This window comes from Roseovarius ramblicola (assembly GCF_042430665.1).
Classification (GTDB): Bacteria; Pseudomonadota; Alphaproteobacteria; order Rhodobacterales; family Rhodobacteraceae; genus Roseovarius; species Roseovarius ramblicola.
This window is the reverse complement of the sequence record NZ_JBHMEC010000017.1, coordinates 444,925-460,677: the sequence shown is the minus strand read 5'-3', so window position 1 is coordinate 460,677 and position 15,753 is coordinate 444,925. Positions and strand designations below refer to the sequence as shown.

The following is a 15,753-nucleotide window of genomic DNA, read 5'->3' as shown; positions in this document are numbered from 1 at the left end:
CATGCCTGCCCACCGCAACTAGAGGGCACCGGTGGGGGCTGGGCACGCGATGGATGGTGATTTCAGACATGAATTCGTGAGAGAGCCCGCCGGGCTGCGGCAATTCCCGGCGCTGGTGCTGAACGCCGATTACCGGCCGCTCTCGTACTATCCGCTGTCGCTGTGGACGTGGCAGGAGGCGATCAAGGCGGTCTGGGCGGACCGGGTGGATATCGTCGCGCAATACGATCACTGGGTGCGCAGTCCGAGTACCGAGATACGCATCCCCTCGGTGATCGTGCTGCGGGACTATGTGAAACCTCAGAAGCGCGTGGCCTTCACGCGCTTCAATCTTTTTCTGAGGGACGAATTTTGCTGCCAGTATTGCGGCGCGCGCGACAACCTGACCTTTGACCACGTGGTGCCGCGCGCGCGCGGCGGGCGCACGAGCTGGGAGAATGTGGTCGCCGCCTGTTCCCCCTGCAACCTGCGCAAGGGATCGCGCAGCCTGCGGCAGGTGGGGATGAGCCTGCGCCGCCCGCCGCGCGCGCCGGGGGCGGAGGAATTGCGCAACATGGGCCGCAAGTTTCCGCCCAACCACCTGCACGAAAGCTGGATCGACTTTCTCTACTGGGATGCCGAACTGGAGGCGTGAGGCAAGGGGCATCGCGCACGAAAAAGGCGCCGCTGCCGGGGCAGGGCGCCTTTTGCGTGTCGTGTCTGTTGCCGGGTCAGCTTTGCTTGGCGTCCGCCGGTCTGGCGGCGGGTTGCGCCGCGCCCTGCTGTGCGCCGCCCTTTTGCGGATTGCCCTGCTGCGCCCCGCCCTGCTGGGTCTGGGTCTGTGCGGGCTGCGCGCCGCCCTTGGCACCGGGCTTGTTGCCCGAGAGCGGATCGTCCTGCCGCTGCACCGAGCCCTCGAAATGCGCGCCCGATTCGATGGCGATGGTCTTGTGGATGATGTCGCCCTCGACACGGGCGGTGGAGGTGAGCCGTACCTTGAGGCCGCGCACGCGGCCCACGATGCGCCCGTTGACCACGACGTCATCGGCGATCACCTCGCCCTTGACGGTGGCGCCTTCGCCGACGGTCAGCAGGTGCGCGCGGATATCGCCCTCGATGGTGCCCTCGACCTGAATGTCGCCGGTGGTGCGCAGGTTGCCCACGACGTGCAGGTCCGCGGACAGCACCGACGCAGGCGGCTTGGCCTTGGGCGCGGTGCCGCGCTGCTCGCCGCCGGTCTCGGTACGGGCGCTGTCGTTCCGCGTGTCCGTGGAGACCGGTTTGGTTTCGGCGGGCTTTTGCGCGGGTTCGTTGATCTTGCTTTTAGAAAACATCTCTCGCTGCCTTGATATAGGTCATGGGGTTGATCGCCTTGCCATCCACACGGACCTCGTAGTGCAGGTGGGTGCCGGTGGACCGCCCGGTGTTTCCCATATCACCGATCCGCTCTCCGCGCGAGACCCTTTGGCCCTTGCGCACCCGGATTCTGGACATGTGGGCGTAGCGCGTCTCGATTCCGAACGCGTGCCTGATCTTGACGAGCTGGCCGTAGCCCGACAGCCAGCCGGCATGGATCACGACGCCGTCGGCGGTGGCATGGATGGGCGTGCCTTGCTTGGCGGCGAAGTCGGTGCCCTTGTGCATCCGCCCCCAGCGCATGCCGAAACCGGAGGTGTAGCGGAACCCGCCCCTGACCGGCAGGGCGAGCGGCACCTTGTCGGCGGCGAGACGGTAGAGGCTCAGCTCGTCGAGCCGCGCCATGATGCGGTTGGCGCGCGCGGCCTCGGGCGAGGGCGCGGTGCCGCGCGTCGAGACCGAGATCGGGGTGAGCGGTCCGCCCCGCCCGGAATAGCCGCGCCGCACCGTCTCGATGAGCTGGTCGGGATCGAGCCCGGCCTTGCGGAACATCTTTTCCAGCGGCTCCACGGAGATGGTCATCGCGTCCTCGAGGCGGCTGAAAATCTCCGAGTTGCGTTCATTCGCGAGGCGCAGCTCATAGGCCATCTCGTCGGCCTCGCGCAGCGCATCCCGCGCCTCGGCCATGGTTCTGTCGCGCTCGTGCGCGGCGTCGGCGAGTGCGGCGGTCAGCACATCGACGGTGGGGTCGCCCTCGGCGCCGGGCGCAATGCCCGGACGGCCGGCCTGTCCGGCGTCGACCGCCGACGCGAGGCGTGCGACCTCGTGCTCGGCGGCCTCGCGCGCGGACATGGCGCGGCGCAACGTGCGCTGCACGACCTCGAGCCCGGTCTCGAGCTCGCGCCGCCGCGTCTCGGAGGCGAGAAGTTCGGACTGCATTGCCGAAATCTGCGCCAGCGCCGAGCTGAACCGGTCCTGCGCCGCCACCGCCTCCTGCGCGCGGCTGTCGCGCTCGGCGGCCAGTGCGTTGAGGCGCGCCTCGTAGGTCTCCAGTTCACGCCTGGCCTGTTCGCGGAAATTGCCCGCGCCGATGCTGTCCATCACCACCACCGCGGTGGCGATGATCGTCCAGGCCACGAACAGGCAGGTGCCGGTGACGGCGATGAGCTGGGTGCCGGGGCGCAGCCGGATGAAGCGCGTATCGGTGTCGGATCGCAGAAACACCCGGCGATCGGGGAAGTGACGTTCGAGAAGGTCGTGCAGCCGTATCGCCAGCGCTCGTCTCAATTTCGTTATCTTTCTGTGATCCCTGTCTGCTCGCCTGCTTAGCCACCGGCGGCGCGATCGGCAAGAAATTTGACCCCAAGCCACGGATTCTGTGGGGGTTTCCCGCTCATTGGGCGGAAATTTGCCGATCGGGGCAAATCCGGTCAACCCTGGCGTGTGTGCCGCTCGGCCAGCGGCCAGTAGAAATCCGGCGGCAGACCCGCCTCGGCACGCTTTTCCTCGTTGAACGGCGGCTTGAGCGCGCCATGGAAATAGCGGCGCACGAGGTCGTGAAAAACGCCCTTCGGGTCGAGATCGTGGCGTCCGCACAGGAAGTGGAACCATTTCGAGCCGTAGGCGACGTGGTGGACCTCTTCCGAGTAGATCACCTCCATCGCCTCGACGGCGCGGGTCTCGTCCGCGCGCCTGAAAATGTCGATCATGCCCGGTGTCACGTCGAGGCCGCGCGCCTCGAGCACCATCGGCACAACGGCGAGGCGGCCGAGCAGGTCGTCGGCCGTGTCCTCGGCGGCGCGCCACATCCCGGCATGGGCGGGAAGAGCACCGTAATGGCTGCCCATCGCTTCAAGACAGTCGCATATCAGGTTGAAATGATTTGATTCCTCAACCGCCGATTTGACCCAGTCGTCGTAGAAGCCGGGCGGCATCGGCGTATCGGCAAAGCGCGCGACGATATCCCAGTGCAGATCGACGGCGTTGAGCTCGATATGCGCCACGGCGTGCAGCATGGCAATGCGGCCCTGCGGGCTGCCGGGGCGGCGGCGGGGCACGTCGCGAGGATCGAGCAATTCGGGCCTGTCGGGGCGGGCGGGGCGGTCGGGCGGCGTGGCGCGCCCGACCGGCGGCATGTGGCCGGCGGTGCGCGCCGCCTGCCATGCCGAGGCGTGCGCCCGCGACAGCGCCGCCTTGGCGCGGCCGTCGGCGGTGGTCAGCACCTCGACGGCCATCTCCGCAAGCGGCCGCTCGGTCACAGCGCGCGCACCGCCCCGAGCACCTCCTCGGCGTGGCCGGGCACCTTGACCTTGCGCCACTCGCGCGCGATCCGCCCCGCGCCGTCGATCAGGAAGGTGGAGCGCTCGATACCCATGAATGTCTTGCCGTACATGTTCTTTTCCTTCCACACGCCGTAAGCCTCGCAGACCGACCCCTCGGCATCCGACAGGAGCGGCACGGTAAGCGCGTGCTTGTCGCGAAATTTCCCGTGGCTGGCGACGCTGTCCCTGGAAATGCCCAGAACGGTCGCGCCGGCGGCCTCGAAGTCCGGCAACAGGCCGGAGAACGCCACCGCCTCCCTGGTGCAGCCGGAGGTGTCGTCGCGCGGGTAGAAGAACAACACCACCGCGCCGGGGCGCAGCGCCGAGAGCGTGACGCTTTCGCCGCCATCTCGCGGCAGGGTGAAATCGGGGGCGGTCGGGGACGTGTCGGACATGGGCGCTCCTTTGTGATGCGGCTTGTGATGCACTCCTGCCCAACGCATATTAGGCTGGGACGGGCAAGAATAAAGCCAAGAGGCAGAGCGACGCGCGAAAGGCGGCGCGGCGGGATACGCATGGACGAGCCAGAAACGCAGCACGGCGACGAGCCGGAACCGGGGGTGCGGCGGCGCGTGCGGATGCCGCCGCGGCGCGGTCTTGTGCACCATATGGGGCAATTCTGTCTGGGTTGCGCGGTCGTCGCGCTGGTGATCAGCATTGCCGTTGCGGCGGTTCTGGCGGCGGGCATTACCGTGCCGGGCTGGCTGCGCGACCGCGCCGAGCGGCAGATCGGCGCGGCGCTGCCCGATCACCGACTGAGTTTCGAGGCGCTGGCGCTCGGGCTCGACGCGGCGATGGCCCCGCAGGTGACGCTCACGGGGGTGACGCTCTTCGATGCCGGGGGCGGGCGGCTGGCCGGTCTCGGGGCGCTGGAGGTGTCGCTGTCGCGCCGGGCGCTTCTGTCGGGTGAGGTGGCAGCGTCGCGGGTGCGGCTGGATGGCGGGCGGCTGATCCTGCGGCGGCGCGGCGACGGTGCGCTGTCGGTGGCGTTCGAGAACGGCGACGGGACCGCCACCGCAGCGGCGCGCGAGCGGCCGGTTGCGGCGCAGATCGCCGCCATCCTGTCGCAGCCCGCGCTGGCGCATCTGCGGCGGATCGACGCCGACAATGTCAGCCTGCGCTACGAGGATGCGCGGAGCGGGCGGGCGTGGTCCGCCGATGGCGGTCAGGTGACGCTGGAACGCGAGGGCGGGCGCATCACGTTGCGCGGCAACATCACCGTGCTGGGCGCGCGCGAATACGCGAGCAGCATCGAGGTGAATTACAGCGGCGACGCGAGCGGGACGGCCGCCGAATTCGGCGTCCGGTTCGAGGATGTCCCGGCCGGGGAACTGGCCGGGCAGTCGCCCGCCCTGGCATGGCTGGGTGCGCTCGACGCGCCGATTTCGGGGGCGCTGCGGGCCGCCACCGATGCCGGGGGGCAGCTTGGTCCGCTGAGCGCGACGCTGCAGATCGGGGCAGGTGCGCTGCGCCCCAACGAGGCCACGGTGCCGATCCCGTTCCGGTCGGCGCGCAGCTATTTCACCTACGATCCGGGCCGCCAACAGATCGAGTTCACCGAGATCTCGGTCGAGAGCGCCTGGGGCACCGCGCGCGCCGAGGGGCGGGCGCGGCTTCTGGGCATGGAGCGCGGCTGGCCCGACGCGCTGGAGGCGCAGGTGCGCATCGGCGAGATCGCGGCCAATCCTGCCGGGCTCTATCCTGAACCGGTGGTGTTCGAGGGGGCGGGCGCGGACCTGCGGCTCGATCTCGACCCGTTCTCGCTCGGCATCGGGGAGTTGCGCCTGCGCGACGAGGGCGAGGTGCTGCGGCTGTCGGGGCACGCACGCGGGCAGGCGGAGGGCTGGTCGGTCGATGTCTCGGGGCGGATGGAGACCATCGCGCCGGGGCGGCTGCTGGAGCTGTGGCCAAGGACCCTCAAGCCCAAGACGCGCACATGGATCGACGAGAACGTGCGCAGCATCGACCTGCGCGACATCCAGTTCGGCCTGCGGGCCGCGCCGGGGGCGGCACCGGATGTGTTCCTGGGGTTCGGATTCTCCGATCTCTCGGCGGTTTATGTCCGCGACGTGCCGCCGATCGAGGCGGCCTCGGGCCATGCCTCGATCCGCGACAACCGCTTTACCATCCATGCCGAGGCGGGCCGGGTAACGGCGGCGCAGGGCGGTCGGGTGGACATTTCCGGCACCGATTTCATCATTCCCGATGTGCGCATCAAGAAGGGCCCCGCCGAGGCGCATCTGCGCGCGCGCGGCACGGTCACGGCGGCGCTGTCGCTGCTCGACTCGCCGCCCTTCCGGTTCCTGCAAAAGGCCGGTCGCCCGGTGACGCTGGCGGATGGCCGCGCCGACCTCAAGGGGCGGCTCGATTTCATCCTCAAGAAAAAGCTGACCCCCGAAGAGGTGGCCTTTGCCGTGACCGGCGGGATCACCGATATGCGCAGCGAGACGCTGATGCCGGGGCGCGTGCTGACGGCGGAGCGGCTGTCGGTCGAGGCCGACAATGACCGCCTCGTCATCGCCGGGCGGGCACGGGTGGGGGCCGTGCCGGTGGACGGGCGCTGGACCATGCCGCTGGGCCCCGATACCGGCGGAGCGAGCCGGGTGCGCGGCGAGATCGAGCTGTCGCAGCGCTTTCTCGACGAGTTCGGCATCGCCCTGCCCGAGGGCAGCCTGTCGGGCAGCGGGCGTGGCACGGTCGAGGTGGCGCTGGCGCGCGATACCCCGGCGGAGTTTGCGCTGACCTCCGATCTGGCGGGGGTGGGCCTGCGGATCGCGCCGCTGGGCTGGGCGCTGGCGCGCGACGCTTCCGGGCGGCTCGACGTCGCCGGGACGCTGGGTGCGCCGCCGCGAATCGATACGCTGTCGCTGGAGGCCGGCGGGCTGCGGGTGAGCGGCGGCGAGGTGCGGCTGGAGCCCGGTGGCGCGCTTGCCGAGGCGCGGTTTGCCAGCGTCGAACTGGGCGGCTGGCTGAACGTGCCGGTGACGCTGGTCGGGCGCGGCAAGGGGCAGGCGCCGCGGGTCGAGGTGACCGGCGGCACCGTCGATATGCGCGGCGGCACGCTCGGTGGAGACGGCGGCGGCGGCGGCGGCGGGCCGGTCCGCCTGCGGCTCGATGAGCTGCGCATCTCTGACGGTATCGCGCTCAGCGATTTCGAGGCGGCGCTGGATACGGACGGCGGTGCGCGTGGCCGCTTTACCGCGCGGGTGAACGGAGAGGCCCGCATCGAGGGCGAGGTCATCCCGTCGCAGGCCGGGCGCAGCGCCTTTCGGATCCGCTCCGGCGATGCCGGCAGGCTGCTGGCTTCGGCGGGTATTCTGGAGGATGCCCGCGATGGTGTGCTCGAATTGACGCTGAGCCCGGTGGACGCACCCGGCAGCTATGACGGTGCGCTGTCCATCCGGCAGATACGCGTCAAGCGCGCCCCGGCGCTGGCGGCGCTGCTCAACACCATAAGCGTGGTCGGGCTGCTCGAACAGTTCGCGGGTCAGGGCCTGCATTTCAGCACGGTGGACGCGCGCTTTCGGCTGACGCCCGACCGTCTGATCCTGCGCGAGGCAAGCGCGGTCGGCGCGTCGGCGGGGATTTCGATGGACGGTTATTACAACCTTGCCACCAAGCGGATGGACATGCAGGGCGTGCTGTCGCCGGTCTACATGCTCAACGCCATCGGCGGGGCCTTTACCCGGCGCGGCGAGGGGCTGATCGGGTTCAATTTCACGTTGCGTGGCGATGCGGACGACCCGGACGTGACGGTCAATCCGCTTTCGGCGCTCACACCGGGCTTTCTGCGCGAGATGTTCCGCCGGCCGGCCCCGGGCGCGTCCGACGACGCGCCGACGGCTTCGGGACAGGGCAGTGACGACACGCAGGATGGACTGCAACCGAGTTTTGACCCATGAAGCTTGATGATTTCGATTTCGACCTGCCCGAAGGTCTCATCGCGACGCGCCCGGCGCAGCCGCGGCGCGCGGCCCGGCTGCTGGTGGCCGAGGGCGATGCCATCCACGATTCGCGGGTGGCCGACCTCGGCACATGGCTGCGCGCGGGCGACCGGCTGGTGCTCAACGACACGCGGGTGATCCCGGCGCGGCTCGAGGGGATGCGGTATCGTGCGGGCGGTGCGGGGGCGCGGATCGGTGTGACGCTGCTGGAGCCGCAGGCCGACGGCGCGTGGAGCGCGCTGGTGAAGCCGCTGCGCAAGCTGCGGCCGGGCGAGGAGATCGCCTTTGCCGCCGGGCTTTCGGCGGTGCTGGAGGGGCGCGGCGAAGGCCAGGCGCGGTTGCGGTTCAACCTCGCGGGAGAGGAGTTCGACGCGGCCCTCGATGCCGCCGGGGCGATGCCGCTGCCGCCCTATATCGCCGCCCGGCGTCCCGCCGACGCGCGCGACCGCGAGGATTACCAGACGGTCTGGGCGCGCCGTCCCGGTGCCGTGGCCGCGCCCACGGCGAGCCTGCATTTCGACGCGGTGGTGCTGGCCGACCTGGCGGCTCGGGGGGTGACATTCAGCCATGTCACCCTGCATGTCGGTGCGGGCACCTTCCTGCCGGTCAAGGTGGACGACATCACCACCCACAGGATGCACGCCGAGTGGGGCGAGGTGAGCGCAGTGGCGGCTGCCGAGATCTCTGCCACCCGCGCGGCAGGCGGGCGGATCATCCCGGTGGGCACCACCGCATTGCGCCTGATCGAGACGGCGGCGCGCGCGACCGGAGAGGTGGCGGCCTGGCGGGGCGAGACCGACATCTTCATCTATCCCGGTTTCGCCTTTCGCGTGACCGACGCGCTGATGACCAATTTCCACCTGCCGAAATCGACGCTCATGATGCTGGTCAGCGCGCTGATGGGGCAGGGGCGGATCGCCGCCATCTATGCCCATGCCGTTGCCGCGCGCTACCGTTTCTTTTCCTATGGCGACGCATCGCTGTTGATCCCGCCGCGCGATCCTGACAACGGACGGAAAGCGGCGGTCGACTGAGTCGCAAACGGCTTAGACGCGCGCCTGCCCGGCCTGCGACCGTAGGACCGGGATCAGGGAGAAGCGACATGCTGCAAGTGTTTTCGAGTGCCTGGGCGCTGCTCCTGGGGATGATGCTTTTGCAGGTCGGCAACGGCATGCAGGGCACGCTGCTGGGTGTGCGCGGCGCGCTCGAGGGGTTTTCCACCACGCAGATGTCGGTGGTGATGTCGGCCTATTTCGCGGGGTTCCTGTTCGGCTCGCGCCTGGCCCCCGAGATGATCCGCCGGGTGGGGCATGTGCGGGTCTTTGCCGCGCTGGGCTCGATGATTTCGGCGGTGCTGGTCCTCTATCCGACCCTCGCCGATCCCTGGGCGTGGTCGGTGGGGCGGGTGGTGATCGGGTTCTGTTTCTCCGGTGTCTACGTGACGGCGGAGAGCTGGCTCAACAATTCGGCCACCAACGCGAACCGGGGCAAGGCGCTGTCGCTCTATATGATCGTGCAGATGGTGGGCATCGTCACCGCGCAGGGCCTGCTGGTGCTGGGCGATCCGTCGGGCTACGTGCTGTTCGTGATCCCGTCGGTTCTGGTCTCGCTCGCGTTCGCGCCGATCCTGCTGTCGGTCAGTCCCACGCCCGCCTTCGAAACCACCAAGCCGCTGTCGCTGCGCCAGATCATGGCGGTCTCGCCGCTGGGCTGCGTCGGCATGTTCCTGCTGGGCGGCGTGTTCTCGGCGCAGTTCGGGATGGCGCCGGTCTACGGTGCCGAGGCGGGGCTGAGCGTGCCGCAGATCTCGGTCTTCGTCTCGACCTTTTTCGTGGCGTCGATGGTGCTGCAATATCCCATCGGCTGGCTGTCGGACCGGATGGACCGGCGGGTGCTGATCTGCGCGGCGGCCGCAATGATGGGCGCGGGGGCGATGATCGGCGTGGTGCTGGGGGCGGTTTTCGTGCCGCTGCTGGTGGCGGCCTTTGTCATCGGGGGCATGTCGAACCCGCTCTATTCGCTGCTCATCGCCTATACCAACGATTTCCTGGAGCATGACGACATGGCCGCCGCGGCCGGGGGCATGGTGTTCATCAGCGGTCTGGGCGCGGTGAGCGGGCCACTCATCACCGGCTGGCTCATGGGGGTGATCGGGCCGCGCGGATTCTTCGTGGTGATCGCGGTGCTGGCGCTGTCGATCGCCGCCTACGCGGCCTATCGGATGACGCAGCGCGCCACGCCCGGGACGACCGACAGCTACACCGCGGTGGCGCCCTCGGCCTCGCCGATGGCGGTGGAATTCGCGCAGGAATTCGCCATCGAGACCGCGCAGGAGAGCGGCGACGCCCCGGGTTCGGGAGAGGCATGACCGAATTGTAGCAATATGTTACTGTGAATTTGCCAAATTCAAAGGTTAACATGACATTAGCGTGACGGGAAATCGAGGAGAATCCCAATGGTGTCGCCCGAAGAAGTGTTGCGGTTCTGGCTGGATGAGGTCGGGCCGACAGGCTGGTATCGGAATTCGGAGGCGCTGGACACGGAGGTACGCGAACGATTTTCCAGCGCGTGGGACAATGCCCGTGCGGGAGCGTATGGTCTATGGCTCACCCATGCCAGCGGCACGCTCGCTTACGTGATCCTCACCGATCAGTTCCCACGCAACATGTTTCGCGGCGAGGAGCGGGCCTTTGCCACCGACCGCGCCGGGCTGACGGCGGCCAAGGTGGCGATCAATCGCGGTTGGGACATGCGCATCGACGAGCCGGCGCGGCAATTCTTCTACCTGCCGCTGATGCATTCCGAGAACCTCTGCGATCAGGAGCGCTGCGTGCGGCTGATCTGCGCGCGGATGCCCGAGCACGGGCCCGACAACCTGCTGCACGCCCGCGCGCATCGCGAGGTGATCCGCCGCTTCGGCCGCTTCCCTTATCGCAACGCGACACTGGGCCGGGCATCGACCGAACCGGAGCGCACCTTCGAGGCCGAGGGCGGCTATGGCGCGCTGGTCCGCGAGGTGACCGAGGCGGTGGCCTGAGCCCGTCCCGTGCCTGGCACGCAGAGCCCTGCGCTGCGGGCAGAGCGGCTTTTCGCGGGAACGCGCATCGCCGCGTTGAGGTCTTGCCGGAAATAGTTTAACACCAAACTAATTTCTGGCGAGGGAGGGGCGCATGGCGTCTGACAGCTTTGACATGATCGTGATCGGCGCGGGGCCGGGCGGCTACGTGGCGGCGATCCGGGGCGCGCAGCTTGGCCTCAAGGTGGCCATCGTCGAGCGCGAGCACATGGGCGGTATCTGTCTCAACTGGGGCTGCATCCCGACCAAGGCGATGCTGCGCTCGTCCGAGGTGTTCCATCTGATGCACCGGGCCGGCGAGTTCGGTCTCAAGGCCGACGGGATCGGCTATGATCTCGACGCGGTGGTGAAACGCTCGCGCGGCGTGGCCAAGCAACTGAATTCCGGGGTCGGCCACCTGCTCAAGAAGAACAAGGTCACGGCCTATATGGGCGAGGCGAGCCTGCCCGCCAAGGGCAAGGTGCAGGTCAAGACCGACAAGGGCACCGAGGATCTGACCGCGAAGAACATCGTGATCGCCACCGGCGCGCGGGCGCGCGAATTGCCCGGACTCGAGGCCGATGGCGATCTGGTCTGGACCTACAAGCACGCGCTGGTGCCGCCGCGCATGCCGAAAAAGCTGCTGGTCATCGGCTCGGGCGCGATCGGCATAGAATTCGCCAGTTTCTACAACACGCTGGGGGCCGAAACCACGGTGGTCGAGGTGATGGACCGCATCCTGCCGGTCGAGGATGCCGAGATTTCCGCCTTCGCGAAAAAGGCGTTCGAGAAGCAGAAGATGAAGATCATGGAAAAGGCCATGGTCAAGCAGCTCGACCGCGGCAAGGGCAAGGTGACCGCCCATATCGAGGTCGGCGGCAAGGTCGAAAAGCACGAGTTCGACAGCGTGATCTCCGCCGTGGGCATCGTCGGCAATACCGAGGGGCTGGGGCTCGAAGGGCTTGGCGTGAAGGTCGAGAAATCCCATGTCGTGACCGACCCGCATTGCCGCACCGGTGTGGACGGGCTCTATGCCATCGGCGACGTGGCAGGCGCGCCGTGGCTTGCGCACAAGGCCAGCCACGAGGGCGTGATGGTGGCCGAGCTGATCGCGGGCGGGCATCCGCACGCGGTCGATCCCGACAGCATCGCCGGCTGCACCTACTGCCACCCGCAGATCGCGAGCGTGGGTCTTACCGAGGCGCAGGCCAGGGAGAAGGGCCACGAGGTCAAGGTGGGCCGCTTTCCCTTTATCGGCAACGGCAAGGCGATCGCGCTGGGCGAGCCCGAGGGCATGGTCAAGACCGTGTTCGACGCGGGCACCGGTGAGCTTCTGGGCGCGCACATGGTCGGTGCCGAGGTGACAGAGCTTATCCAGGGGTATATCGTCGGCCGCACGCTCGAGACCACCGAGGAAGACCTGATGAACACGGTCTTCCCGCATCCCACGCTGTCGGAGATGATGCACGAATCGGTGCTGGACGCCTACGGGCGCGTGATCCATATCTGAAACGCGGCCGCGGAGGGTGCCGATATCCCCCCGGTCGTGGCTACCGGACCGGGGGAGAAATGACGCGGGTCTATCTTGATCATAACGCGACCGCGCCGCTGCGCGACGAGGCGCGCGAGGCGATGATCGCGGCGATGGAGGTGGTGGGCAACCCGTCCTCCGTCCATGCCGAGGGGCGCGACGCCAAGGCGCTGGTCGAGCGCGCGCGCGCACAGGTCGCATCGGCGCTCGGGGCCGACGGGGCCGAAGTGATCTTTACCTCCGGGGCGACCGAGGCGGCGGCGCTGGCCTGTGCGGGCCGCGGCCTGTCGGGCGCGGCGGTGGAGCATGACGCGGTGCGCGCCTGGATCGCCGGGGACCTGCCGGTCGATGCGCGGGGGCGCGTGGCGGTGGCCGATCCCGCGCGATCCGTGCTGCAACTGGCCAATTCCGAGACCGGCGTGATCCAGACCCTGCCCGAGGGGCTGGCCGTGAGCGACATGACGCAGGCCTTTGGCAAGCTGCCGGTGGCGTTCAACTGGACCGGCGTGGACATGGCGCTGGTGTCCTCGCACAAGCTGGGCGGCCCCAAGGGCGTGGGCGCGCTGGTGGCGCGGCAGGGTCTGGATGTGCCGGCGCAGTTGCGCGGCGGCGGGCAGGAGATGGGCCGCCGGGCGGGCACCGAGAACGTGATCGGCATCGCCGGATTCGGCGCGGCGGCAGAGGCAGCGGCGCAGGACCTGGCCGACGGGGTCTGGGACCGGGTCGAAAAACTTAGAAACATTCTAGAATCAACTATTGCAGAGATTTCAAAGGAGACTATTTTCGTTGGACAAGACGGGCCGCGCCTGCCCAACACATCCTGCCTGGTCACGCCGGGCTGGAAGGGGGAAACGCAGGTGATGGCGCTCGATCTCGCGGGGTTCGCCGTATCGTCGGGCAGCGCCTGTTCGAGCGGCAAGGTCCGGGCAAGCGGCGTCTTGCAGGCAATGGGCATGGACGCGCCGGTGGCGAATTCGGCGCTGCGCGTGTCCCTGGGGCCGGAGACGACCACAGGAGATATCATGCGCCTTGCCGAGGTCTGGGCGAGGCTGTGGAACAGACATCGGGCCCGTTTGGCCTGAGCGACAGGAGAGAACGGCTATGGCGGCTTTGGACGAGATGCAGGTCAAGGACGGCGTTGATCGCGAAACGGTCGATACCGTTCGGCAGGTCGGCGGCGCCTACAAGCACGGCTGGAATACCGATATCGAGATGGATTACGCGCCGCTGGGCCTCAGCGAGGATATCGTGCGTCTGATCTCGTCCAAGAACGAAGAACCCGAATGGATGACCGAATGGCGGCTGGCGGCCTACCGGCGCTGGCTGGAAAAGAAAGAGCCCACCTGGGCGATGGTGGATTATCCGAAGATCGACTTTCAGGCGCAGTATTACTATGCGCGCCCCAAGAGCATGGCCGAGAAGCCCAAATCGCTCGACGATGTCGATCCCAAACTGCTGGAAACCTATGCCAAGCTGGGCATTCCGCTGAAGGAGCAGATGATTCTCGCCGGAGTCGAGGGGGCCGACGCGGCCCCCGCCGATGCTCGTGTCGACGGGGCGCAAGAGGAGCGCAAGGTGGCGGTGGACGCGGTATTCGACAGCGTCAGCGTCGGAACCACCTTTCAGGCCGAGCTGAAAAGTGCCGGAGTGATTTTCTGCTCGATCTCGGAGGCGATCAAGGAATATCCCGATCTGGTCAGGAAATACCTCGGCTCGGTCGTGCCGGTCTCTGACAACTTCTACGCCACGCTGAATTCGGCGGTGTTCTCCGACGGGTCGTTCGTCTACGTGCCGCCGGGCGTGCGCTGTCCGATGGAGCTGTCGACCTATTTCCGGATCAATGCCGAGAATACCGGGCAGTTCGAGCGGACGCTGATCATCGCCGACAAGGGCGCCTATGTGAGCTATCTGGAGGGCTGCACCGCGCCGCAGCGCGACGAGAGTCAGCTTCACGCCGCGGTGGTCGAGATTATCGTCGAGGAAGACGCCGAGGTGAAATACTCCACGGTACAGAACTGGTATCCCGGCGATGAGGACGGCAAGGGCGGCATCTACAATTTCGTCACCAAGCGTGCCGATTGCCGGGGTGATCGGGCGAAATGCATGTGGACGCAGGTCGAGACCGGTTCGGCGGTGACGTGGAAATACCCCTCCTGCATCCTGCGCGGCGACGACAGCCAGGGCGAGTTCTACTCGATCGCCATCGCCAACAACTGGCAGCAGGCCGATACCGGGACCAAGATGATCCATCTTGGCAAGAATACCCGCTCGCGCATCGTCTCCAAGGGGATCAGCGCGGGCCATGCGCAGAATACCTATCGCGGGCTGGTCTCGATGCACCCCAAGGCAAAGAACAGCCGCAACTACACGCAGTGCGACAGCCTGCTCATCGGCGACACCTGCGGGGCACACACGGTGCCCTATATCGAGGTCAAGAACAACTCGTCCCGCGTCGAGCACGAGGCGACCACCTCCAAGGTTGATGACGATCAGCTCTTTTACTGCCGGCAGCGCGGCATGGACGAGGAAGAGGCGGTCGCGCTGGTCGTCAACGGCTTCTGCCGCGATGTGCTTCAGGCGCTGCCGATGGAATTCGCGATGGAGGCGCAGCAACTGGTGGCGATCTCGCTCGAGGGGTCGGTGGGGTGATGACCGGGCAGGGTGTCTTCAACGGGTCGCGATACCTCGCGATTGCGTGGCTGACGCGGTTTCCGCCGCGTCTGCGTCGGGAGGGGCGACATCTGGGCCTGCTGATCCTGGGGCATTTCACCATCTTCCTCCTGGCGCTGGGCCATGACGAGATCGTGGCGGAGTGCGTGGCGAACGGCACCATCCCGGCGCAGCACGCGGAACTGCTGGAGCTGGCGATAGGACTGGCCCTGTTCCTGTGCTGGAGCGCGCTGACCATCGCGATCGTGCGCTTGATCGACCGGGCGCGCGCGGATGCCCGGGGCTGACATGACACAGGCAGAGGCGATCACGCGCCCCGAGCTGACCCTGCCCGAGGCCGAGGCGGCGCATCTGCGCGCGGCCTATGCCGAGGCGGGCGCGATCCTTGAATACGGGTCGGGCGGCTCGACGGTCATGGCATCCGAGATGGAGGGCAAGCGGGTCTGGTCGGTCGAGAGCGACGAGGCGTGGGCCGGGATGATGCAGGGCTGGCTTGCCGCCAACCCGCCCGCGGCGGGCAGCGAGGTCGAGGTGATCTGGGCCGATATCGGCCCGACCAGGCGATGGGGGCACCCGCGCGACAACAGCGGCTACCTGCGCTATGCGCGCTATCCGCTGGGGGTGTGGGAACGCGGCGATGTCGCCCCCGACGTGGTGCTGGTGGACGGACGGTTCCGTACCGGCTGCGCGCTGGCGGCGGCGCTGCACACGAAAAAGCCCCTGCGGCTCTTGTTCGACGATTACGCGCCGCGACGCCATTACCACGGGATCGAGTCTTGGATCGGCGCGCCGCAAAGACTGGTGGGACGGATGGCCGAATTCGAGGTGGCACCGCTGGCGCTGCCGCTGGAACGTCTGGGCGACGTGATCGGAATGATGCTGCGCCCGTAACGGCGT

Annotated in this window: 14 protein-coding genes; 10 read left to right on the top strand and 4 right to left on the bottom strand. The window is 67.9% G+C overall.

The genetic code is table 11. The features are described 5' to 3' along the window. Positions 1-49 precede the first annotated feature (49 nt). Positions 50-634, top strand: a complete 585-nt coding sequence (locus ACFFU4_RS12900; RefSeq protein WP_377070178.1) for an HNH endonuclease — start codon at positions 50-52, stop codon at positions 632-634. 76 nt (positions 635-710) lie between these two features. Here ACFFU4_RS12900 and ACFFU4_RS12895 read toward each other — a convergent pair whose 3' ends face one another. The 4 genes from ACFFU4_RS12895 to ACFFU4_RS12880 form a co-directional block, all read right to left on the bottom strand. Then, a complete protein-coding gene (locus ACFFU4_RS12895) occupies positions 711-1,313 on the bottom strand; it encodes a bactofilin family protein (protein ID WP_377070177.1) in 603 nt (200 codons plus the stop codon). Further along, positions 1,303-2,622, bottom strand: coding sequence for a DUF5930 domain-containing protein (locus ACFFU4_RS12890; protein ID WP_377070176.1), 1,320 nt, complete (start codon positions 2,620-2,622; stop codon positions 1,303-1,305). Before ACFFU4_RS12890 ends, ACFFU4_RS12895 begins: the two co-directional genes overlap by 11 nt. Before the next feature lie 143 nt (positions 2,623-2,765). After that, on the bottom strand, positions 2,766-3,569 hold the full coding sequence (locus ACFFU4_RS12885; RefSeq protein WP_377070339.1) for a ferritin-like domain-containing protein: 804 nt from the start codon (positions 3,567-3,569) through the stop codon (positions 2,766-2,768). A gap of 20 nt (positions 3,570-3,589) precedes the next feature. Further along, entirely contained in the window at positions 3,590-4,051 is a 462-nt protein-coding gene (locus ACFFU4_RS12880; RefSeq protein WP_377070175.1) for a peroxiredoxin, read from the bottom strand. Between the two features lie 120 nt (positions 4,052-4,171). Between ACFFU4_RS12880 and ACFFU4_RS12875 the strand changes: the two genes are divergently transcribed. The 9 genes from ACFFU4_RS12875 to ACFFU4_RS12835 all read left to right on the top strand — a co-directional run bounded on the left by ACFFU4_RS12875 (position 4,172) and on the right by ACFFU4_RS12835 (position 15,747). Then, positions 4,172-7,558 (top strand): YhdP family protein, encoded by a 3,387-nt coding sequence (locus tag ACFFU4_RS12875; RefSeq protein WP_377070174.1) that lies wholly within the window; start codon positions 4,172-4,174, stop codon positions 7,556-7,558. Next, complete coding sequence (gene queA, locus ACFFU4_RS12870) at positions 7,555-8,634, top strand: tRNA preQ1(34) S-adenosylmethionine ribosyltransferase-isomerase QueA (RefSeq protein ID WP_377070173.1); 1,080 nt, start codon at positions 7,555-7,557, stop codon at positions 8,632-8,634. Before ACFFU4_RS12875 ends, queA begins: the two co-directional genes overlap by 4 nt. A 68-nt stretch (positions 8,635-8,702) precedes the next feature. Beyond that, positions 8,703-9,968, top strand: a complete 1,266-nt coding sequence (locus ACFFU4_RS12865) for an MFS transporter (RefSeq protein WP_377070172.1) — start codon at positions 8,703-8,705, stop codon at positions 9,966-9,968. An 87-nt stretch (positions 9,969-10,055) separates the two neighbouring features. Further along, entirely contained in the window at positions 10,056-10,637 is a 582-nt protein-coding gene (locus ACFFU4_RS12860; RefSeq protein ID WP_377070171.1) for a DUF924 family protein, read from the top strand. A 133-nt stretch (positions 10,638-10,770) separates the two neighbouring features. Beyond that, positions 10,771-12,165, top strand: coding sequence for a dihydrolipoyl dehydrogenase (gene lpdA, locus ACFFU4_RS12855; protein WP_377070170.1), 1,395 nt, complete (start codon positions 10,771-10,773; stop codon positions 12,163-12,165). 59 nt (positions 12,166-12,224) lie between these two features. Beyond that, a complete protein-coding gene (locus ACFFU4_RS12850; RefSeq protein ID WP_377070169.1) occupies positions 12,225-13,268 on the top strand; it encodes a cysteine desulfurase family protein in 1,044 nt (347 codons plus the stop codon). 19 nt (positions 13,269-13,287) lie between these two features. Next, entirely contained in the window at positions 13,288-14,835 is a 1,548-nt protein-coding gene (gene sufB, locus ACFFU4_RS12845; protein WP_377070168.1) for a Fe-S cluster assembly protein SufB, read from the top strand. Continuing rightward, positions 14,835-15,143, top strand: a complete 309-nt coding sequence (locus ACFFU4_RS12840; protein WP_377070167.1) for a hypothetical protein — start codon at positions 14,835-14,837, stop codon at positions 15,141-15,143. Before sufB ends, ACFFU4_RS12840 begins: the two co-directional genes overlap by 1 nt. Position 15,144: 1 nt before the next feature. Next, entirely contained in the window at positions 15,145-15,747 is a 603-nt protein-coding gene (locus tag ACFFU4_RS12835) for a hypothetical protein (protein ID WP_377070166.1), read from the top strand. Positions 15,748-15,753: the final 6 nt, after the last annotated feature.

Bases quoted from the DNA above. Each gene is read 5' to 3' on its own strand.
- ACFFU4_RS12900 (WP_377070178.1), top strand. From the start codon at position 50: ATGGATGGTGATTTCAGACATGAATTCGTGAGAGAGCCCGCCGGGCTG.
- ACFFU4_RS12895 (WP_377070177.1), bottom strand. From the start codon at position 1,313: ATGTTTTCTAAAAGCAAGATCAACGAACCCGCGCAAAAGCCCGCCGAA.
- ACFFU4_RS12885 (WP_377070339.1), bottom strand. From the start codon at position 3,569: ATGGCCGTCGAGGTGCTGACCACCGCCGACGGCCGCGCCAAGGCGGCG.
- ACFFU4_RS12880 (WP_377070175.1), bottom strand. From the start codon at position 4,051: ATGTCCGACACGTCCCCGACCGCCCCCGATTTCACCCTGCCGCGAGAT.
- ACFFU4_RS12875 (WP_377070174.1), top strand. From the start codon at position 4,172: ATGGACGAGCCAGAAACGCAGCACGGCGACGAGCCGGAACCGGGGGTG.
- queA (WP_377070173.1), top strand. From the start codon at position 7,555: ATGAAGCTTGATGATTTCGATTTCGACCTGCCCGAAGGTCTCATCGCG.
- ACFFU4_RS12865 (WP_377070172.1), top strand. From the start codon at position 8,703: ATGCTGCAAGTGTTTTCGAGTGCCTGGGCGCTGCTCCTGGGGATGATG.
- ACFFU4_RS12860 (WP_377070171.1), top strand. From the start codon at position 10,056: ATGGTGTCGCCCGAAGAAGTGTTGCGGTTCTGGCTGGATGAGGTCGGG.
- lpdA (WP_377070170.1), top strand. From the start codon at position 10,771: ATGGCGTCTGACAGCTTTGACATGATCGTGATCGGCGCGGGGCCGGGC.
- ACFFU4_RS12850 (WP_377070169.1), top strand. From the start codon at position 12,225: ATGACGCGGGTCTATCTTGATCATAACGCGACCGCGCCGCTGCGCGAC.
- sufB (WP_377070168.1), top strand. From the start codon at position 13,288: ATGGCGGCTTTGGACGAGATGCAGGTCAAGGACGGCGTTGATCGCGAA.
- ACFFU4_RS12840 (WP_377070167.1), top strand. From the start codon at position 14,835: ATGACCGGGCAGGGTGTCTTCAACGGGTCGCGATACCTCGCGATTGCG.
- ACFFU4_RS12835 (WP_377070166.1), top strand. From the start codon at position 15,145: ATGACACAGGCAGAGGCGATCACGCGCCCCGAGCTGACCCTGCCCGAG.